The organism is Algibacter mikhailovii, assembly GCF_014651495.1.
GTDB classification, from domain to species: Bacteria; Bacteroidota; Bacteroidia; order Flavobacteriales; family Flavobacteriaceae; genus Algibacter_E; species Algibacter_E mikhailovii.
This window is the reverse complement of record NZ_BMWZ01000003.1, coordinates 339,694-360,796: the sequence shown is the minus strand read 5'-3', so window position 1 is coordinate 360,796 and position 21,103 is coordinate 339,694. Positions and strand designations below refer to the sequence as shown.

The following is a 21,103-nucleotide window of genomic DNA, read 5'->3' as shown; positions in this document are numbered from 1 at the left end:
ATTACATACGTTGCAAAAGGTGAATGTAGTATTATTTGATGAAATTAATGTTGTGAGCATTTGGTTTTAACACGTTATAGCGTTTTAATAGATCTTAAGATCGACGAAGTGTTATTTTGAACGTTAAAGTGCTTTGTTTTGGTTGTTTTGTCTATATTTGAATTACCAAATCTATACATTAAAATAATGAAAAATATCCTGCTACTTCTCACGCTGTGTTTTGTGATACCCCGATCTATAGCTCAAAAAGACAGTAGTTTAGATGCGTTGTTAGCGGCGGGTGTAGAAGATGCCCAACGCTTTACACATGACTATCTAAAACCGGGCGCCAATGGTTTAATGCACAGTATGAATGCCAATTGGTTTAACTCAGCCAAAGCGAAGCCATTGGGCGCTTTTGAAATTTCAGTTAATGGTAATTACGGACCTATAAAAGAAGAAAAGAAAATGTTCGTGATGAATACAGACTTATATAATAATGTTGTGTTTTCATCAGGTTCTAAGACCCAGCAAGTAGCCACTATTTTAGGAGAAAATAATCCCAATGTCGAAGTGACTATTACTTATGATGACCCCATATTTGGCAACCAAAAAGTTGTAGTAGATTTACCTTCTGGTCTGGAAGCTGAAAATGTGAATTTTATTCCTACAGCATTTATACAAGGTGCTTTAGGCTTGAGTCATGGCTTGGAAGTCAAGGCACGCTTTATGCCGGTAATTAGTATTGATGATGTGGATTATAATATGTATGGTGGCGCACTGCAAGGTGAATTTACAGAATGGATTTCAGATGATATTTATATGCCTGTATCTATTTCTGGATTAGTTGCATATACTAAAGTAGAAACAACATATCATTTTCCTGGGGCAGTAGGCATAGCAGGTGATAATCAGAAAGTAGAAAACGGTACAAGTACTTGGCTGTTTCAATTAATTGGTTCAACCAGATGGCCAATTATCAATTTTTACGGTGGTATCGGGCTTATTTCGGGGACTTCAAAATCGGATTTGAAAGGGGAGTATATTGTTACTAATGGCTCCATTTCAGCAGACCCTATTATTGATCCATTTTCTGTGTCTAGCAATATATCAGATTTTAGAGGTACCATAGGCACTAAATTGAAATTAGGTTTTTTTAGATTGAATGCGGAATATCAAATTTCTGATTTTGATGTCTTTTCAGTAGGGGTAAACTTTGGATGGCGATAAAGATGCTTGCTCTATTGTAAAGATTTACTGTGTTTATCATTAAAAAACTATGGGATTTTGTTCTGTACTTTTTTCTTTAAGAGTGTTTTAATTCGTAATTTTGCATCTGTTTGTTTTTATCCTTTTCAACTCAAAAAAAGTGACTCATATTCATGATTCATATCATCAATTTTTCTGATATTAATTTTGAATATTTTGTGATCAACTAAAAATCAAATTACTAATAATAAATTAAGAATAAAATGAAAGTAACAGTTGTAGGAGCAGGAGCAGTAGGTGCAAGTTGTGCAGAGTATATCGCTATTAAGAATTTCGCGTCAGAGGTGGTATTACTTGATATCAAAGAAGGCTATGCCGAAGGTAAGGCTATGGATTTAATGCAGTGCGCTTCATTAAATGGATTTGATACTAAAATCACAGGTATAACCAATGATTATAGTGCAACGGCAGGAAGTAATATCTGTGTTATTACTTCTGGTATTCCTCGTAAACCTGGAATGACAAGAGAAGAATTAATTGGAATCAATGCTGGTATTGTTAAAACAGTATCTTCAAGCTTAATTAAACATTCTCCAGATACAATTCTTATTGTTGTGAGTAATCCTATGGATACCATGACTTACTTAGCTCATAAAGCAACAGGTTTACCTAAGAACAGAATTATTGGTATGGGTGGAGCTTTAGACTCTGCGCGTTTTAAATATAGGTTAGCAGAAGCTTTAGAAGCGCCTATTAGTGATGTTGACGGTATGGTAATTGGAGGTCATAGTGATACTGGTATGGTACCATTAACAAGTCAAGCAACAAGAAATAGTGTTAAAGTTTCGGAGTTTTTAAGTGCTGAGCGTTTAGATCAAGTTGCTGCAGATACGAAAGTAGGAGGGGCAACACTTACTAAATTGTTAGGAACTTCTGCTTGGTATGCGCCAGGAGCTGCTGTAAGCGGTTTAGTTCAAGCTATTGCTTGTGACCAAAAGAAAATGTACCCATGTTCAACTTTGTTAGAAGGTGAATATGGTTTGAATGATATTTGTATTGGAGTACCAGTAATTTTGGGTAAAAATGGCATAGAGCGTATTGTTGATATTCCTTTAAGCGATGCTGAAAAAGCACACATGCAAGCGAGTGCTGAAGGTGTGAAAAAGACCAATGGATTATTGGAATTATAATTTCCAAGACCTTAAAATGATAATTATTTAAAGACTGTAGCAATACAGTCTTTATTTTTTTATATTTGGCGCATGATAGCAAGATGGTGCATTAGTGCTTTTATTTTCTTACTTACCTTGTTTGGTGTTGTTTCCCAGCAGCAACGGGTGGTGCCTAACCAAGAAATTGTATTACATTTTACAGATGTTGCATTGACATCTGAAGATGCTAAACAAACAATTTTAAGTGTTAAGGAACAGCTGGAAGCCTTTGGCGTAGAGAATATTCAAGTAAAGGTACACGGCAATGACAAACTGAAAATAAGTTATTTTTGTGATGCTGATATTTCCAGTATAAAGAATAGTCTTGCTGAAACCCATCATTTAGAACTTCCTTATCAAACAGGAAAAGAAGGTAATGAATCTAAAAAACGTCCTTCACAAGATAATCACAGTGCATCGTATAATCTTAATGTATACGAAATTCAGTCGGGTTCAGATTTAGGCTGGGATTTTGATGGCACGTTTACGCTAGAAGTTGAAGTTAAAAGTGATCGCTTTTTAGATCCGAATATAACTTTTGTCGCTGCTAATTGTCATGATAGTAGCTTTAGTAATAGGGCAAAAGTGGCTTACAAAGTGCTTAGGTCGATATCTATTGAACTCGGAGAAAAACTACATCAAATTCCTGAAGTTCGGGCTGGCCCACTTTGCTAAGGGTTTTTTAGAAGCTGTTCATGAATTAAAATAAGAGTTCATAGAAACTAGCTTGTAAAGTGTAATGACCTAAAATATTCCATATAAATTCACTTTCTATATGTCTGTAGAAGGTGTTCTATCTTATTAAAAATTAAAATATTGTCAAAGTTCGGTGTAAATTCTATATTTGCCCGTTTTAAAAAAATTGACCAAAAACACTAAAAAATGCAAAACAAAGGATTAGTAAAACTATTTGCTATTTTGTTTGGATTGGTAAGTCTTTATCAGCTATCATTCACATTCAAATCAAGTCAAATAGAAAATGAGGCTTCAGAAATAGCCATTAATGCGATTTCTGAAACAGAAGATGACTATCGTGCTAAGCGCAGTCAAGAAGAAGCAAATTATTTACAGTCAATCGCTACGGATACTGTTTATAATATTGGTATTGCAAAATTCACATATAATGAGGTGAAGCAAAAGGCCATGAATCTAGGTCTTGATTTAAAAGGTGGTATTAATGTTATTCTTCAAGTATCAGTAAAAGATATATTAAAAGGATTGGCTAATAATACTAGCGACCCTGTGTTTAATAAGGCTTTAGAAGACGCTTCAGAACTACAAGTAAATAGTCAGAACACCTATTTAGAAGATTTTTTCATTGCTTTTGATGCTATTAAAGGTGATACTAAATTAGCATCTCCCGATATATTTTATACCAAGGCGCTTGATGGTGAGATTGATGGAAGTATGTCTGATGATGATGTAAAAGGTATTATTGAAACAAAGATTGATGAATCTATAGTATCTGCTTTTGAAGTATTACGTAAACGTATTGATGAGTTTGGTGTAACGTCTCCAAATATTCAACGTTTAGGAAATTCTGGTCGTATTCTAGTAGAATTACCAGGAGTTAAAGATGTAGAGCGTGCAACTAGTTTATTACAAAGTACGGCCCAACTAGAATTTTGGGATGCATATAAAGGAGAGCAATTCTTTCCGTTTTTAGCTCAAGCGAATGAAGTTTTAAAAGCGTCATTAGATACTGAAGCATCAGATGTTGAAGCATCTGAAGGAGAAGAAGAAGCAAAGGACTCACAAATTGATGATTTATTAGGTGATGCAGAAACAGATTCAACAGCTGTTCAATCTGTTAATCCAATTTTTGATTTACTTAGAGGTCAAGGCTACCAAGGTGGACCAATAATTGCTAAGTTTGAAATAAAAGACAAGGCTAAAATTATTGATTATTTAGGCAGACCTGAAGTTAGAGCTTTATTACCAGCAGAGCAACGTTATGCTAAGTTTGTTTTTGGAAAACCAGAAAAGGATAGTGAATTGGTAGATCTATATGCCTTAGTAGGCAATAGAGAAAATGTACCTCAGTTGAGCGGTGCCGTTGTGACTGATGCTAGAAACCAATTTGGGCCAACAGGAAAATCTGAGGTGTCTATGCAAATGAATGCAAAAGGTGCTAAAATATGGGAAGAAATGACTGGGAATGCTTATTCTCAAGGGAGTCAAATTGCTATTGTTTTAGATGATGTTGTATATTCAGCTCCAGGTGTAACTACCGGACCTATTGCAGGAGGTTCTTCTTCAATTTCGGGGAATTTCACATTAAATGAGGCCATTGATTTAGCCAATGTATTACGTGCTGGTAAATTACCTGCTTCTGCAGATATTATTCAAAGTGAGGTCGTAGGACCATCTTTAGGTAAAGAGGCTATTGAAAGTGGTACTATGTCTTTCTTAATAGCACTAGCTTTAGTATTAATCTGGATGATTTTCTACTACGGTAAAGCAGGTGGATTTGCAGATATCGCTATGATATTGAACATCATATTAATTTTTGGTGTTTTATCTGGATTAGGAGCGGTTCTTACCTTGCCTGGTATTGCTGGTATTGTATTAACTATTGGTATGTCAGTTGATGCTAACGTACTTATATTTGAGCGTATACGTGAGGAGTTAGCCAAAGGAAAAGGGCAGTTAGAGTCGATTCAAGATGGATTTAGTAATGCCTTATCTTCTATTTTAGATGCCAATATTACTACTGGTTTAACAGCATTGATATTATTTGTATTTGGTACAGGACCAATTAAAGGTTTTGCAACGACTTTATTAATTGGTATTGCTACGTCTTTATTTACAGCAATTTTCATTACAAGATTGTTAATTGACTGGTATGCTAATAAAGGTGGTAAGTTGGATTTTTCAACCGGAATAACTAAGAACCTTTTCAGAAATATAAACATTGAATTCTTAAAGAAACGTAAAATAGCCTATATCATTTCAGGTGCTTTTATTCTATTGAGTTTAGGGTCTTTATTTACAAATAGTTTAGATCAAGGTGTTGATTTTGTTGGAGGAAGAACATACCAAGTGCGTTTTGCTCAAGATGTTTCGGCTTCTGAAATCACAACTTTATTATCTGATCCTGCTGTTTTTGGTAGTGCAGATGCTAAGACTTTTGGTTCTGAAAACCAGTTGAAAATTACAACGAAGTTTAAAGTAAACGAATCTGGTTCAGCGGTTGATGAAGAAATCAGAAAATCACTTTATACAGCTTTGGTACCGCATTTAGAAGGGATTTCTTATGAAGAGTTTATTGATTTAAATGATGTAAATAAACAAGTTGGATTATTAGAATCTTATAAGGTAACTCCAACCATTGCTGATGATATTAAGCAAGCATCACTTTGGGCGGTATTAGGATCTCTTATTGTGGTGTTCCTATATATTTTATTCCGATTTAAAAAATGGCAATATTCATTGGGTGCTGTTGCGGCGGTATTCCATGATGTATTGATTGTTTTGGGTGTATTCTCATTAACATACAAGCTTATGCCTTTTAATATGGAGATTAACCAAGCCTTTATTGCGGCTATTCTAACCGTAATTGGGTACTCATTAAATGATACGGTGGTTGTCTTTGATAGAATTCGTGAATTCTTTAACGAACACACCAGTTGGAAATTTGATAAAGTTGTTAATGCCTCATTAAGCAGTACATTAAGTAGAACATTAAATACATCTTTAACTACATTAGTGGTATTATTGGCAATCTTTATTTTTGGTGGTGATTCTATTCGAGGCTTTATGTTTGCCTTAATAGTAGGTGTTATTGTTGGTACCTATTCATCGTTATTTATTGCGACACCTATAATGTATGATACCGTAAATAAATTAGAAGAGAAGAAAAAGAAAAACTAATAAAACGTTTTTTTTTGAAATAGAAAAGCCTATCAATTTTAGTTGATAGGCTTTTTTTATTGAGATATTGTACTTTGATTTTAGTTTCAATATGTTGAATTACTGATTGTAGAAAAACATAATTTATTGACCTATACCAAAATTCTTAATTTTTTTATTTAGAATAGGAACATCAATTCCAACCACAAATTGCCAGCGTGTATATTTTAATTCAGTATTCGGTTCATTATCAATACTTGTGTCTCCAAAGTCTATAGTGTATGGACTGAAAAAGTTACTTTCACTATTTGAATAAGTAATACCAGATATTATACTCAGCCACTTTAGTTTCCAGTCTACCCCTAAACTCACATGTAGAAAATCCTCACCTATGTTTATTGGTTTATTCTCTGAAGCTGCTAAATCGAAAATATTTGCACTATTGTCATAGGCATTAAAATCTGTAGATAAACCACCATAGGCTTTTAAATTATCTCTTAAGGTGTACTCAGCGCCAATACCAAAATTAATCACTGCTTTCCGAGATTCGTCAAAATTTATTGGACTCAATTCTCCGGTACCTATATCAATATCAGGGATGTCAATTTTATTATAATTTGATAAACCATTAACATAGTCAATGTTTAAATGAATTTTACCCCTATTTATTGGTATTCCTGCTCCTAGAGAGATTCCTAATGGTTCTTTTCGCTGTGCAGATAGATTGTCGAAACTATAGTCAAGATATGTGTTATACTGGGGGCCTACTCCAGAGACTATTTTAGAATATGAAAAGCCTCCTTCGCTAACAACCTCTAGGTATGGCAAATTTATATTTAAGCCTAGATGGAACTTTGGGAATTTATAATTTGCGCCAAGTTTTAAAAATAAACCATAAGATTTTTGGTTAAAACCAACAACATCTTGGTAGTAAGCCACTTCATTGTTTGTAGATTGAACGACATGGCTTAAAGCAGAGTTCCCTCTATAGCTGTAGATAGAAACAAATGCAGACACCCCTAAACTTAGGTTTTTATTAAATTTATATGCCCAAGAGCCTCCTGTCCAATGATCTTTTAGGTTTGAGTTTAAATTTATTTTAGCATTATGATCTTGCGCATCAGGGAATTGTTCTAAAATGGCATCATTTAAATAATTACTGCTGTAATTTAGGTTTACGTTATTGTTCGATTTATTAAGGTAAGAATAGGCGAAACGAGTATTGAATAGGTTAAATACACCACCAGCCATAGTTGATGCACTATTAAAACTAGTATTGCTTAATTGAGCACCCTCTTGATTAGGCCCAGTAAGTTTTACATTTACCAATTGATAGGCTTTTGCATTTAAAGAAAAACCCACATTGTCACTGTTGGCAAGAAAAGAAGGATTGTAATAGGTTAAACCTAAATCAGATACACTACCGGTAACATTTCCAGCAAGTAGAATAGATCGATTTCCAAAATTGTTGAATTTGTAATTTCCTTCTTGGGCATAACCAATAGATAGGGCGAAAAAAAGGATGAAAACAAACCATTGGATGGATCTCATAGCATGAATTATGTATCATGTAAACTTAATTCTAAAAAGCGTTTTATCAAAGTTTAGCAATAAAAAAAGCACAAGCTATACACTTGTGCTTTTTAATAATTTTATTAACCTATAATTTACATGCCTACAATTTTCATGGCTTGTTGCAGTAGATCCGGGTTTTTACTTATAAAATCAACTGCGGCTTGACTTAACGATTTGTCACCTAATACAGATTTCATCAATCCTTTAAGACCACCTGCATTTTTTGCCGCCAACCCCATAAGAGCGTCTTTGGTGTCAGGATTAGATTTTAAATGATCTATGGTTTTCTCTTGAAGCCCTTTGTCTTTCATTAAAGCTTCTTTGATTTGATCTGTCTGACTTGAGCTAAGCTCAGTGCTGGCCTTTTTTAAATCAGTAGATTTAACTGAAGGCATAGTTTGTGCAGATAAAGATGAAACTGCGGTAAAGGCAACGGCCATTGTAAATAATAATACTTTTTTCATAACTTTTATTTTTAGTGTTTGTAATTAGCTAAAGAGGAATAAATATCCCTCTATAGCAGAGATTTTTATTTAAATTAATTATTCCCAGGGTCAGCAAGTTTATCCATAACATTATCTAAATTAAACGCTGCGGCTTTCATGCGTGGCGGATATTCTTGAAATGTCTTTAAAAAATTGCCAACATACTCTGATGCAGGTAACAACAGAAAAACATGGTCTAAATACCAATCCCAATAGGTGTTTGATGTTACTGTAGCAAATTCATAGGGATCTCTTCTTAAATTATATAATAAAGGGATACGTAAGGTTACAAATGGTTCTGCCCAAACTTGCAAAGTACCCTGACTTCTTTGTTCCATAAAAATAACTTTCCAGTCATCATAACGTAAAGCGGTTAAATCGCCATCATCCGAAAAGTAAAATATTTCATGACGAGGGCTTTTTTCTGATTCCCCTGTTAAATGAGGTAATATATTATACCCATCTAAATGCACTTTATAGGTTTTTCCTCCAATTGATTTCCCTTTCAACAGTTCATCTTTAATGTTTTCATTTCCAGCAGCAGCCAAAAACGTTGGCATCCAATCCATTCCTGAAACGATTTCATTAGAAACCGAACCGGCTTTGATTTTTCCTGGCCAACGCACCATCGATGGCGTTCGCCAACCACCTTCCCAGTTGGTATTCTTTTCTCCTCTGAAGGAATTAACACCTGCATCTGGCCATGAATTTTTATGCGGGCCGTTATCTGTGCCATATTGTACTATGGTATTGTCTGCAACACCTAATTCGTCTAATAAATCTAAAAGCTCACCTACGTGCATGTCGTGCTCAACCATACCATCGCCATACTCATTTTGTCCAGAAAGACCTCTATGTTCATCTTTTACATGTGTTCTGAAATGCATTCTTGTTCCATTCCACCATACAAAAAATGGTTCTCCCGATTTTACAGCCTCTCTAATGAATTTCTTAGCAGCAGCAATAGTTTCGTCGTCAACTGTTTCCATGCGCTTTTTTGTTAAAGGGCCAGTATCTTCAATTTTTCCATCAGCATACGAATGAATAACACCACGAGGGCCAAATCTTTTTGCAAAATTAGGGTATTCAGCAGGGTCTGGGTAATCTTCTAGTTCAGGTTCTTCCTCAGCATTTAAATGATATAGGTTTCCGAAAAATTCATCAAAACCATGATTAGTTGGTAACATTTCATCACGATCACCTAAATGGTTCTTTCCAAATTGACCTGTGCGATAGCCTAAAGGTTTTAATAATTCTGCAATAGTTGGGTCTTTTTCATTGATACCTTCTGCTGCTCCCGGCATACCTACTTTACTTAGTCCAGTTCTAAATACACTCTGTCCTAATATGAAAGACGAACGGCCGGCAGTACAACTTTGTTCAGAATAATAATCGGTAAAAATCATACCTTCATTGGCAACTCTATCAATGTTAGGGGTTCTATAACCTACTAAGCCCATTGTATAGGCGCTGATATTGGATTGACCAATGTCATCTCCCCAAATCACAAGGATATTGGGTTTTTTTTGAGCGTTTACCGATAATGCTAGACAACATATTATCAGGAATACTCCAAATTGTGTTAATGTTTTCATGAATTAATATTAATAGTTAAGTTTTAAAAATAAGCCTTTTCAATAGTATAAACAAAGGTTAATATTAAATAATCATTAATTCTGGCATAGCTAAAATCTATTGTAAATGATATCAGTTTAAAATACCAAGCTATTTCCTATTAGTTAATTTGCTGCTGCAAACATCGCATTAATGTTAAGTCGAATGGTGAAATCGCCTTTCCCCGGAGCACTTACTACATATTCAGCTCCTAAAAACATAGATAGATTTTTGGCAAATGCTCTTCCGAAATTCAATCCAAGGGGGATGTTATAATCGTCGTTTTTTCAATGAAATTTCATAATTAGAGAAAGTTTAAGAAATAACCATGATCCAATATTTTTGTGACAATAGGTTGAAATAACATATAATTTTGATCAGGTCTTTTTGAATTGCCACCTACAGATACATATTGTTGACCAAACAGGCCTAAAGTCATTCCAAAGCCTTTATTCATAATAACTCCTGCTAGACCCGGACTCCATTTGCCAGCGCCTAAGAATTCTGAACTAGCCGTTGGTATTATTAATGAAGGCCCTATACCTAATAGTCCAATCTTGGTTTTAAAAGCAATAACATCTACAGAAATTAAATCGGATAATCCTGTTGCATCAAGCTGAGCGTTAGGTAGGGTTTGCCCAATTATTGGTACTTCCAATCTAAATATGGTATAAACCTTTGAAGGTTTTTTCAAAATCCGTTTTTAATCAGGATTATACCAAATAGGACTGGACCAAGCGCGTTCCTGAATAGTTGCAGGGAAATCTTTTGGAGGCGCTATTCCTAATGCTTTTGCATCATAAGTAGACCATCTGGGTGTTGGGATTTCAATCACCCTTAAATAATAATATGCTGGTTGACTTGCATCAAAATCAGGATCCGTCCATTTTGTTTTTAACTCAGAACTACCTATCGTATTGGTATAAGAAGCATCCCGAATATCTACAGTATTTCCAACAGGAGGTAGCTTGCCAGAAGCATCAATTTTTCGATCTCCAGACCAAACCACATCATAAATCTTTGTGTGATTTTCACCGCTGGCATCTAGCCAACCTTTTACAACTTGTATGCGATCTAAATTTCCGCTATTGGGCCCTTTTAATGCATAAACCATGAGTTGAACCGGTTTGTCATTGGTATTCTTTTTCATGTCTGCTCCCATTGGAACGCCTTTTTGGTAACCAATTTCAGCCCAATTTTCATCTCCTGGTTGTGTGTTTCCAAAATCATATCCAGCAAAAATTCTTGTTATAATTCTTGGTCCACTGGTACCCCAAGTTTCTTTGCGTTCTAAAGCATCATAAATAGACTCCCGTGTATTCTCTTCTGCCCATACATTGGATAAGCCGGCTGTACCTTGCTCTATTTTTGAAGGTTCGTTAGGAGCATTAATTAAAAGCCTTGCTTTTGGACTACTAGATTTTAAATTATGTTCTCCTGTATGCGCATATTCTTCGTGTGATACAATTGAGGTATGAATATCACCGCCCCCTACAACGCCATATTTAAAAGGATTTACACCAATGTTTTTTTCCAAAACTAAACCATTGGAAAAGGCATTACGAACATAATTACCTTCTTTAATCTTAACAACTCCTGGACCAGCAACTGGCTTAGTCCAAATTTCAAATCCCGCAAACTCATCATTTGGCGCCATAAGCGGGTGTGTTTCTGACTGTCCTTTAGTTTGAATTATTTCAGTTAATTTTTCATTGCGCATTCGTGCTTGAGCATACTCATAGGTTATTGGGTTTCCAAAAGAATCAGTCATAGAAAACATCGTTCCGTTGCTTAAATTTCCATTGTGCGGAATAGCCAAAAGTGTATGTCCATTATCTCTTTGAGTGTCCATCCATTTCCATAAATCTTCGGGATGTTGTGAATCGAAATACGAAAATGGTACCGGTAAATTAGAACTCGACCTAAAGATCACATTCCTATGTTGGTTATTCATATTAGGCTGTGAAGACCATTCATAGCCAACTAGGGTGGTGAATTTTCCGGGGTCATTATACTTATCTGTTATTTTTATATACTCATCCCATATGGTGCGTTTTAATTCAGGGCTATTAAGTGTTTCATCTGGTTTTGTACTGCCGTCTGGCTGAATAGTTTGAGAAACCAACCCGTAAAATGCTTTTGTGGAAGCGTCTAAGTCATTTCCAGAGCCCACGATTGCTTTAGCCATAGGATGTTTTGAAAGCGGATCGGTAGGATCATACATTCTTACTAAAACGCCCAAATATTCGGCGTGATCTGAAACAACCATAAAGTCCAATGGTAATTTTAATTGCACCGTGTCGCCATTTGGGTGTAATACCTTTTCTCCTCTAGCATGTCGATACGTGTTTTCGGGACCTAATTTTACATTATAAATGGCCTCATCAAAAGACCATCCCGTATGTAAATGAGTTTCTCCAAAATAAGGGTTCCTATTTTTGTTATAACCTTTAGTTGTTCCTTCGGTTTTAGAATCAACTTTGGTTGGCGCTTCAGGTCTTCGTGCCTCAATAGCTTGTTTTGATTCATTTTTGCAGGCATAGAATAGGGCCAATGCAAATAGTGATACTAAGAATGTTTTTGTTTTCATCGTTGCGAATCTGTATTATTAGATATAGTGTCTTCCGAATCTTCAAGAAGGTTGTAATTCATTTTGAATCTTGAAAGAGAACCTGTGTTCTTTATATCATCAAGGTTTGACTGTTTAACTTCAATATGGGTTGAGGCTTTGGTAATTTTTAAATAGGACTGTGCGTTATTTATGAGCTTCTGATTGTATGAATTTGATAAAGAATCTAAATTAATTGCGTTTGTAAGTTTTGAAATAGCCTCTTTTGTACTAATAGAATCTGAGGCAACTTTTGTTTGTAGATAGGCTTCAAAATCTTTTTCATCTTTTAAATAATCCTTTTTAGTTTCTTCATTAAATTGCTGACCCATTAAGTCTAAAGCAATTTCTTCCTTCTGAAGATTTCGATCTACATAATGCACTAATTCTATTTTAAGACCGTCTTTTTTGGTCTCTAATTCTAAAAGCTTGTCTAATTTTCTAAACTGGTTTTCATTAGGAATGGTATCGGTGTATTTAAAATCCATACCTTCAAGTTCTTTGGGGTCGCCATCAACCAGCCCAGCAAGAAATTTAACAGGGCTAGCAACGGTTTTAACAATTAGGTTTTTAAAGGAATTCCATACTATTTTGCCTATTTGAACTTCTGGGTCATTTAGATCTCCCCGCACTGGGATATCTAAATTAACATCACCATTTTTGTCTTTCAGTAAAAACAAAGCAAACTTAAGGGGTAGTTTATAAAGTCCTTGATCAGTGGTGTTTATGGTGACTTCTTTGATTAATAGTTTATTTTCGCTGACAATGTCTCCATTGGTTATTTTTGAGTTAGAATAATAATACATATCCCCTTGTAAAATATCATGACCAGTATAGTAGTTGGAATAAATATTAATATCAGATAAAAGGAAGTTTTCTATCACGATATCCAATTCTGAATACAGGGTATTAGACGGATTATAACCTATTTCGGCTTTAAGCGTTCCTCTATTATTAAGTAGCATATTAGCATTAATATCTATCCATTCTGAGTCGCTGATTATTTTTTCAGAATTAATCTCAATATTATTTAAATGGTAATCAAAGGGTTTACCGGTTAAATTATCAGTGTAATCCAATTTGCTGTTGTGAATACTAAAGCTGTTTATGGCATAATAAATGGCATTGTCATTTGTAGCTGTTGAATCACTTATTGACACATTTTCATTTTGTTCTTGATCAGAAGTTGAAGGTTCATCAAGTTTAAATATGCTATAGAAATTATTAGATATTGAATCGAGTTTAAAATAAGTATATGATTCTGATATATTTAGAGTGTCTAAGGTATAAGAACTGTTAAAATAATCTATTTCTTTTAGAGAAGAATGAATGGTTTTGGCGGCAAGAAATTCTTTATTATTGGTATCGGTCATTTTAAAATTATTAACATCTACCGTGCCCGAAACCAATGATTTTACAGCTTCATTGGTGTTGCCTTGTATACTAATTTTTGCATTTAATTGCCCATCGATGCTATTGATATTGGCATATTCTAAAAGGTATTCATAAAAAGCGTTTAAGTATAAGTTTTTTATGGAAATGGATGCGTCAAATTCACCATTTACAGGGTTTATGTTTAGTGAAGATTGTAAATAACCTCCTTTTTTGAAATTAAATTTTAAGTCGGCATTACTTTTTGTTTCTTGATCCCAACCTACGTATGGAATAAGAAAAGAAAAGTCTTCAATTTGGGTTTCTCTACCCACATTTTGATTATCAAAATAAAAATTAGCCCCTTTTAATTCCAAATTGGAAAGGCTGTATTTAAAAGGTTCTTCCTCCACTGAATCTGAACTGGTATCTTCTTCTGAAGAATGAAACCTTATTAAATCATCAAAATTAAATGTAGAATCCTTCATAACTGTTTTTACCATTAAGCCTTCTAGAAAGATTTCCTCTATTTCAATTTTATTCTTAATGAGTTTTAGCGGTTCAAGATCTACAATTAAGGTGTTGAAAGTTGTAAAGTGATCTGTTTCATTACTTTCAAACATCTTAAAATTAGTTACTTCAAGTGTGCTCGTGAAATAGTTGTAATTTAAGTTTTCAATATCTATTTGTCTTCCAACAAGTTCTTTACTATGTTTTATAGCATAGTTCTTAATAATAGTAGGTAGAAATAACAGAAGAATTAGGATTAGACCAAAGAGTACTAATGAAATTCGGAGTATTATTTTTTTCTTTTTATTCACGGCTTTAATTCTATTATTTAGGGGTGTACCAAATAGGGCTTGACCAAACGCGTTCTTGAACAGTTTTTGCAACATGATCTGGGTAAACAACACCCTCTCTAATTTCATCCCAAAGCGTCCATCTTGCTGTTGGAAGCTGAAGTGCTCTCACGTAATAAAATGAAATTTCATCGGCATTAAAATCCGGGTCAGACCAGGTGAGACTGAACTGTGTTGCTCCTTTCGAGTTATCAAAAGCACCTGTTTTTAGGTCCACTTGGGCATCAGTTGGGGTTACACTTCCATTGGCGTTTAGTCTATTGTCTGATACGGCTACATTATAAGTTTTCTCCTGAAGTTTCCCGTCTTTATACCAACCTTTTATAACTTGAACTCTATCAAGATTGGCATTCATTGGGTCTTTTAAAACCCAAATTAAAAATTTTGGTTTTTCGTTTGGGTTAACTATTAAATCACCGCCCATAGGTACCCCTTTGTCATAGCCATCTTTTGCAAAATCGTCATAACTTTCATACCTGTCCTTATATCCATAGCCAGCAAAAAACCGAACTTTCATTCGAGGACCACTTGTTGCAAATGTTTCTCTATTGTAAAGTCCATCCCAAATGCCTTCACGGGTATTATTGTTCGCCCATACTCCTGTGATAGCTCCTGGGTTTATGTCATAGGTTTTTGCCCAACCTGGAACTTCATTTATAACTCTGTCCTGAGCTGTACCATCTGTTAATCCATGACTACCTGAATAGTTATCTTCTTCAACATTACTCATCTCTCCATTATGATTATCGGTTCCTCCATTGAATCCTAATTTGTATGGATTAACGCCTAATTTGATTTGGTATTCAAGACCTTTTTTTAATCCGTGTCGAACAAAATTCTTTTCTTCAAATAAACGTCCACTATAATTTTTTAAAGACTCTGCATTTTCAAACTGGGCAAACTCATCATTAGGCCAGAACTTTGGATAAACTTCTGAGGCGCCTTTTATTTGCATAATTTCAATGGTGCGTTCATACTGTGCACGCTTTTCGGCGTAATTCTTAGTTAGTGGCATACCATCAGGCATATTTTCATCGAACATCATGCCCTTACTGGCATTTGAATTATGAGGAATTGCCAATACGGTAGACCCATTCTTTGTAATTTGATCCAACCAAGCCCAAAGCTCGGTTTCACGATTTACTTCTATGTAACTTACAGGTAAATCAGGCACAATAGTATCTCTAAAAATGATGTTTCTGTGAAGGTTGCCCCCTGCGGGTGCACCGGACCATTCAAAGGCATGGAGTGTTGTGAATTTACCGGGTTTATAATTTTTTTCGGTGGCTTCGTTCATTAAGGACCACGCATCCATAGTGGTGGTAACCCCTTGATAAAATGGGGGGTGCTGCGGTGTGGCACTCCTATTACTTTTAACAACGAGATCAAGAAATAATTGTTCGGCTTCTTCCAAGCCCTTAACATTTCTTAATTGTTTTGCTTCCGTTGAATTATAACCCTTAGCATTGGGATTCATAACCGTTTGCATTTCACCTATATATTCAGAATGGTCGGTCACAGCAGCAAAATCTAAAGGTCGTTTAAGCTGCACTTTTTTACCAGTTAATTCTAAAAGCATTTCTTCACCTTGTGCAAAACGAAGCGATTGATCTGGTGTAAGTCTATTGCCGCCAATATAGGCGTCTAATGAGTAGGAGGTATGCATATGTGTTTCACCAAAAAAAGCTTCCTTGTTTTCAAAATAAGGGATAGTACTTTCTTGATTTGCATCACTCTGCTTTACAGTTGATTCTTCCGTAATTGTTTTTTGCTCATTTTTGCAATTAGTAAGCGTAAGACAACTAAATACAAGAACAATACAGATTAATTGAAAAGGTTTCATAGTTATAGTGTTTTAATTTTTTTCTGTTTTGGCGTATACAAAGACTAAGCCTAAGCGGAACATATTTCCGTCTAACCCATTGTCTCCTGCAAGGACTATCCCATAGCTTGATGTAGCTCCAAGAAAAGGTAGTATTTGATAGCCTGCAGATAGGCCTCCTCCTAAAACGTTAATTTTATTATCTTGTGCTTGACCATCTATTTCAGATTCACCTCCAATGGCATACCTCAAGTCTATTCCTGCCCAGAATTTTTTTGTTAGATTATGTGTAAGGTGATTTTCAATTCCAAAAAGGGGATATTGTATAGCTTCATTCCCTTGTACAATTATAGAAGGATCAGTGTTTTTAGTGTATAATTGTATGTAGGGGTAAGATTCTATCCAAATAGGTCTTTTTGAATTTTTAGATAAAGGAAAACTCATGGGGGTTCCAAATTCAATGGTAAACCTGTTAGTACCTAGGTTTAATAGTTTAGAAGCGTCGTATGATCCCGAATACCAAACTCTTAGATAGCCAAACATAGAATATGCCGGGGTGTGTTGGGCAAACTCTTTGATGGATAGGGCAGGAGTCCCAATTAGACCTACTTTAAAGGCCATAAATCCATCTGAAAATCCAGAATTATTCAATCCGGTAAACGTTTCATCTTGATCAGTAACAATTGTACCGGAGGCATTTGCAGGGTTAAACATGAATTGAACTTGTGCAAATCGCTCACCTAAACCAAAATTATAAAATAAGGTTGTAGGGAATACATTAACATTAATGTCTGAGTCGGTTAAATAAATATTTCCAGCCGGTACCAAATTTTGATTTAAATTCAAATATTTTGGATTTGCACCAATAACACCTTTAGGTCCTAATAAGTATGATCTTGGCCCATCGCCTTGAGAATGAGCGACTATACTGATGAGTAACAATCCTATTGTGAAAACAAGAAAATGTCTGGTTTTAAACATTACCAATGGTATTAATTATAAGCCAATTTGTTTAGGCGGATATTTTTTAAAGGTAGCGGCATGCGTTTTTAATTTCGCGCCTAGAGTTGCTAACCATGCACTGCGTCTATGGCCTACTGGCATTTCTTCTTTTGGGTCAATATATAAGTTAAACATCCATGGTGCTAGACCTACATCTTGAACTGTGGAATAATCAATCCACATATGAGTATCTTGGGGAATAATAACCTTGATGTGCTGTTTATATTCTTTCATACGAATAGCCATTAATTCCTTACCCCACCAAAAGTATACAGCCTCTCTGTTAGTTTTTCCGTCTTCTAAAAACAAGAAGCTCGACTGGTCAATAAAATCATAATAATTATTTTTAGGTAGTAGGTCTGTAGAAATTCCAGCTAGCCTTAGATTTGTTCCAAACAGATCCATCAAATCAAAAATATCATCACTCTGGCGTCCAGGGGTTATCATGCCTTTCCAATAAGCTATTCCAGGAATACGGACGCCGCCTTCAAAAGTGGTTCCTTTAGCACCTCTAAAAGGCGTGTAACCGCCATCTGGCCAGGAATCCATTTGTGGGCCATTGTCAGAGGTAATAAAAATGAAAGTGTTTTCTAATACCCCAGCTTCATCTAGAGCCTTAACGATATTTCCAATATGCATATCAACTTCTGCAACTGCATTTTTGTAGGCATATTTTGCAGCGCTTAAACCGGGATAATCAGGATTATCATGATTATCGGCATGAACTTTCATGAAGTTGTGATCAATGAAAAAGGGTTGATCTGATTGAGCTAATTCTTGAATTCTTGAAATGGTGAAATCCGTAAGCACTTGATCTGCTCTACCCATGTCCTCAATAGATTTCACTTGGCTTACTTTCTCAGTTTTACCGCCTTTAAATCCATGTTGCAGGTGATCGTCCGGCCTGATGCCTTCAAAATCTGCCATTCTTTCTGGGTTTAATACTAAATCAGGGTAGCGTCTTGGATCTACACCTTGAGAGATTTCTTTTTGAGCCGGGTAATAGCCCATAAATTCATCATAACCTACATCATGAGGTCGCATGCCCACAGCTTCTCCAATATGCCATTTCCCAGTTAATAAGGTATAATATCCAGCTTTACCAAGTAACGTAGCAATGCTTGTTTCAGTGTCCCATGGGTTTTGCGTTAATATGTCTCCAGCTAGAATTGGTCGAATCAATCCCGTGCGAACTGGTAACCTACCTGTGCGGATGGCAGACCGTGTTGATGTACAGGTTTGTTGTGAATAACAGGACGTTAGTTTCAAGCCTTCAGCCGCAAATCTATCCATGTTAGGCGTAGCTGCGCCAATTGCAGCCCCTCCGCCATAACACCCTGGGTCTCCATAGCCCATATCATCAACTATCAACCAAACTATATTTGGTTTTTTACCTGTCTTTTTTTCAAGTTCAGAAAGTTTTTTTGAAACTTCCTGATCTTGCTCTGGATTCGGGATGGATCCTTCAAAGTTTTCTATGGTTTTAACAGATCTGTCAAATTTTTGGGCACTTAAAATGTAAGGGCAAGCACAAAATATGTATAAAGCCCCAATGATAAATATGGTCTTTTTCATAGCAATACATTATTAAAATATATATTGCCATAATCTAAAGTAGGTGTCAAGGTTTAAAAGATAGCCTTCTAGATTTGGTGTGATTTTTAGCCTTCTTGTTTAACCTCTACAATCTCATACATGTCTTTACCGTCAACTTGAATAGGTTGGTAATAGGTTTGCCCAAATTGAACATAAGTAACATCACCAATTTTAACTTCTTCTCCGCCTTCAGGTAAACCTGGTACAATAGTTCCTGCAGTTGCTGGTACTACTATATAGCCATCCTTGTTTTCCTCATAGAATGCGCCACCATAGTAGTAGTTGGTGCTATTATCGACTTCCACTTTCTGAGCTTCTTTGGGAATCTCTGGGACTTCTGCTCCTATGGGTGCCTGCACGGCAACAAAGCCATCTTCGGTTTTGAGATAGTAATTTCCGTTTTCATAATTATATTCTTCCTTTTCATTAGTGTCATCATTGGTAATACTAACAATAATGGCTGTTGTAGCTAATGTAGCAACAAAGAAGCCCCATGGATGATAAACTGGGCCCCAATAAAAAGGGGTGTAAGGATGGTAAAAATAGGGTCTATGACAGTAATACCCAAAGCCGCCATACCTATAAGGAGGCCTTACATAAGCCCTACTACCACCTCTAACATAGGTGTTTCTATTATTTACATTAATATTGACATTATTATTACCTATACGGGTATTGTTGCCAACTCGATTGTTGTTTCCAGTCTTGTTTCCAATTTTATTGCCACTTTTATTACCTGCTCTATTGGTCGTTTTATTCTTAACATTAGACGTTTTTCTATTGGTAACTTTTCCTTGTCCAGTAGTCGCTCGATTATTGGTGTTTGGTCTAGTTTTATTAGTAGTGCTTCTATTTGTAGTTTTCTTTTTATTAGAAAAGTCTCTACTTTTAGTTTTTGTGCTTCCGCCATTTATACTACGTTTTGGTGTTCTTTGAGACGTAGAAGGTCTTGCAGCTTGTTTCGATCTACTTGGTGTATGTGTAGGTCTTGAAACTGAACGGCTACCGCCACCACCTCTCATACCTCCACCGCCACCTCGCATTCTCTGAGCTAATAAGTCAGATGGAAAGATGAGTGCTATAAATATTAGTATTAGACCTAATGTATGTTTTATGTTGATTTTATGCGCTGTCATGCTCAATGATTTTTAATTGGTATATGGTTAAGATTTCTTTAAAATGTTAATTAACTTGGCCGTTGGTGGCGTAAGAAAATGAAAAACTCTATCAGGAACATCTGGATTTAAAGACCAATTACTAAAGGTGGACTCATATTGTCGATTAGATTCTTTTTTGTAAGTAATTACAAAGTGTTTAGGCAATAAATAGGTTTTATTTGAAACCCAAATTTGAACATCTATATTATCATTACTGGCTAGTATATGATAGCATTCTTCATTGTCTAACGTTTTTTTACCGAGAAATTTAATGGTATTAAAATGTTCAAGGACATCATCTGTGAAATTAGGGTAGAAAAAGTCGGCAGCAGGAAATGTAAAATCAAAATCTAAATGCATCTGGTCAATCATTTCTAGGGTTGTGTCTGGAGCCTCAAGCGTTACATAATTATTTTCGTCATAATTATAATACGTAAAATATTCACCATCATACCAAAATCCAGATTGACCTCTAGAGCCATCTGTTCTAACTAATAATTTGTCCGGTCCAGAAAATGTAACAGTTGTTTTAGAATAGCTTTTTATCAAGTTGTTTGATGCGGACACCTTGTCTACAGAGGTGTTTATGTCAAAAGTAACAGAAGTTAAATCACCAATGATATCACTCATTTTATCTAAAACAAAAACAGCTGTAGAATCAATGGTTTTATCAGTCTGAGAAAAGCTTAAATAAGAGGATAATAAGATTGAGAGTAGAAATAATGGTTTTTTCATAATGAATTAGAAATTAATAGATTTTGA

The 21,103-nt window shown here is 35.3% G+C and carries 15 protein-coding genes; 4 read left to right on the top strand and 11 right to left on the bottom strand.

Going from position 1 to position 21,103, the window contains the following annotated elements:
* Positions 1 to 186: 186 nt before the first annotated feature.
* The 4 genes from IE051_RS07680 to secDF all read left to right on the top strand — a co-directional run bounded on the left by IE051_RS07680 (position 187) and on the right by secDF (position 6,272).
* Entirely contained in the window at positions 187 to 1,209 is a 1,023-nt protein-coding gene (locus tag IE051_RS07680; protein WP_189360198.1) for a DUF6588 family protein, read from the top strand.
* Between the two features lie 242 nt (positions 1,210 to 1,451).
* Positions 1,452 to 2,378, top strand: coding sequence for a malate dehydrogenase (gene mdh / locus IE051_RS07675; RefSeq protein WP_189360197.1), 927 nt, complete (start codon positions 1,452 to 1,454; stop codon positions 2,376 to 2,378).
* A 72-nt stretch (positions 2,379 to 2,450) separates the two neighbouring features.
* A complete protein-coding gene (locus IE051_RS07670; protein WP_189360196.1) occupies positions 2,451 to 3,074 on the top strand; it encodes a hypothetical protein in 624 nt (207 codons plus the stop codon).
* 207 nt (positions 3,075 to 3,281) lie between these two features.
* Entirely contained in the window at positions 3,282 to 6,272 is a 2,991-nt protein-coding gene (gene secDF / locus IE051_RS07665) for a protein translocase subunit SecDF (RefSeq protein ID WP_189360195.1), read from the top strand.
* A gap of 123 nt (positions 6,273 to 6,395) precedes the next feature.
* On the opposite strand, the gene IE051_RS07660 is transcribed toward secDF, so the two are convergent.
* From IE051_RS07660 to IE051_RS07610, 11 genes are all read right to left on the bottom strand, one after another.
* Positions 6,396 to 7,802, bottom strand: a complete 1,407-nt coding sequence (locus tag IE051_RS07660; RefSeq protein WP_189360194.1) for a hypothetical protein — start codon at positions 7,800 to 7,802, stop codon at positions 6,396 to 6,398.
* 116 nt (positions 7,803 to 7,918) lie between these two features.
* On the bottom strand, positions 7,919 to 8,290 hold the full coding sequence (locus tag IE051_RS07655; RefSeq protein WP_189360193.1) for a hypothetical protein: 372 nt from the start codon (positions 8,288 to 8,290) through the stop codon (positions 7,919 to 7,921).
* 74 nt (positions 8,291 to 8,364) lie between these two features.
* Positions 8,365 to 9,906, bottom strand: coding sequence for an arylsulfatase (locus IE051_RS07650; RefSeq protein ID WP_189360192.1), 1,542 nt, complete (start codon positions 9,904 to 9,906; stop codon positions 8,365 to 8,367).
* 323 nt (positions 9,907 to 10,229) lie between these two features.
* A complete protein-coding gene (locus tag IE051_RS07645) occupies positions 10,230 to 10,619 on the bottom strand; it encodes a hypothetical protein (RefSeq protein WP_189360191.1) in 390 nt (129 codons plus the stop codon).
* 9 nt (positions 10,620 to 10,628) lie between these two features.
* Positions 10,629 to 12,515: a DUF3604 domain-containing protein gene (locus IE051_RS07640; protein WP_189360190.1), complete on the bottom strand. Its 1,887-nt coding sequence runs from the start codon at positions 12,513 to 12,515 to the stop codon at positions 10,629 to 10,631.
* Positions 12,512 to 14,800 (bottom strand): DUF748 domain-containing protein, encoded by a 2,289-nt coding sequence (locus tag IE051_RS07635; RefSeq protein WP_189360189.1) that lies wholly within the window; start codon positions 14,798 to 14,800, stop codon positions 12,512 to 12,514. Before IE051_RS07635 ends, IE051_RS07640 begins: the two co-directional genes overlap by 4 nt.
* Positions 14,739 to 16,607, bottom strand: a complete 1,869-nt coding sequence (locus tag IE051_RS07630; protein ID WP_189360188.1) for a DUF3604 domain-containing protein — start codon at positions 16,605 to 16,607, stop codon at positions 14,739 to 14,741. Before IE051_RS07630 ends, IE051_RS07635 begins: the two co-directional genes overlap by 62 nt.
* Positions 16,608 to 16,619: 12 nt before the next feature.
* On the bottom strand, positions 16,620 to 17,567 hold the full coding sequence (locus IE051_RS07625) for a transporter (RefSeq protein WP_189360187.1): 948 nt from the start codon (positions 17,565 to 17,567) through the stop codon (positions 16,620 to 16,622).
* Positions 17,568 to 17,582: 15 nt separating this feature from the next.
* A complete protein-coding gene (locus tag IE051_RS07620) occupies positions 17,583 to 19,163 on the bottom strand; it encodes an arylsulfatase (RefSeq protein ID WP_189360186.1) in 1,581 nt (526 codons plus the stop codon).
* An 86-nt stretch (positions 19,164 to 19,249) separates the two neighbouring features.
* Positions 19,250 to 20,320, bottom strand: coding sequence for a DUF6515 family protein (locus tag IE051_RS07615; protein WP_189360185.1), 1,071 nt, complete (start codon positions 20,318 to 20,320; stop codon positions 19,250 to 19,252).
* 27 nt (positions 20,321 to 20,347) lie between these two features.
* Positions 20,348 to 21,076, bottom strand: a complete 729-nt coding sequence (locus IE051_RS07610; protein WP_189360184.1) for a DUF2092 domain-containing protein — start codon at positions 21,074 to 21,076, stop codon at positions 20,348 to 20,350.
* Positions 21,077 to 21,103 lie beyond the last annotated feature (27 nt).

Bases quoted from the DNA above. Each gene is read 5' to 3' on its own strand.
- IE051_RS07625 (WP_189360187.1), bottom strand. From the start codon at position 17,567: ATGTTTAAAACCAGACATTTTCTTGTTTTCACAATAGGATTGTTACTC.
- IE051_RS07640 (WP_189360190.1), bottom strand. From the start codon at position 12,515: ATGAAAACAAAAACATTCTTAGTATCACTATTTGCATTGGCCCTATTC.
- IE051_RS07610 (WP_189360184.1), bottom strand. From the start codon at position 21,076: ATGAAAAAACCATTATTTCTACTCTCAATCTTATTATCCTCTTATTTA.
- IE051_RS07650 (WP_189360192.1), bottom strand. From the start codon at position 9,906: ATGAAAACATTAACACAATTTGGAGTATTCCTGATAATATGTTGTCTA.
- IE051_RS07620 (WP_189360186.1), bottom strand. From the start codon at position 19,163: ATGAAAAAGACCATATTTATCATTGGGGCTTTATACATATTTTGTGCT.
- IE051_RS07670 (WP_189360196.1), top strand. From the start codon at position 2,451: ATGATAGCAAGATGGTGCATTAGTGCTTTTATTTTCTTACTTACCTTG.
- mdh (WP_189360197.1), top strand. From the start codon at position 1,452: ATGAAAGTAACAGTTGTAGGAGCAGGAGCAGTAGGTGCAAGTTGTGCA.
- secDF (WP_189360195.1), top strand. From the start codon at position 3,282: ATGCAAAACAAAGGATTAGTAAAACTATTTGCTATTTTGTTTGGATTG.
- IE051_RS07655 (WP_189360193.1), bottom strand. From the start codon at position 8,290: ATGAAAAAAGTATTATTATTTACAATGGCCGTTGCCTTTACCGCAGTT.
- IE051_RS07630 (WP_189360188.1), bottom strand. From the start codon at position 16,607: ATGAAACCTTTTCAATTAATCTGTATTGTTCTTGTATTTAGTTGTCTT.
- IE051_RS07660 (WP_189360194.1), bottom strand. From the start codon at position 7,802: ATGAGATCCATCCAATGGTTTGTTTTCATCCTTTTTTTCGCCCTATCT.
- IE051_RS07680 (WP_189360198.1), top strand. From the start codon at position 187: ATGAAAAATATCCTGCTACTTCTCACGCTGTGTTTTGTGATACCCCGA.
- IE051_RS07635 (WP_189360189.1), bottom strand. From the start codon at position 14,800: ATGTTGCAAAAACTGTTCAAGAACGCGTTTGGTCAAGCCCTATTTGGT.
- IE051_RS07615 (WP_189360185.1), bottom strand. From the start codon at position 20,320: ATGACAGCGCATAAAATCAACATAAAACATACATTAGGTCTAATACTA.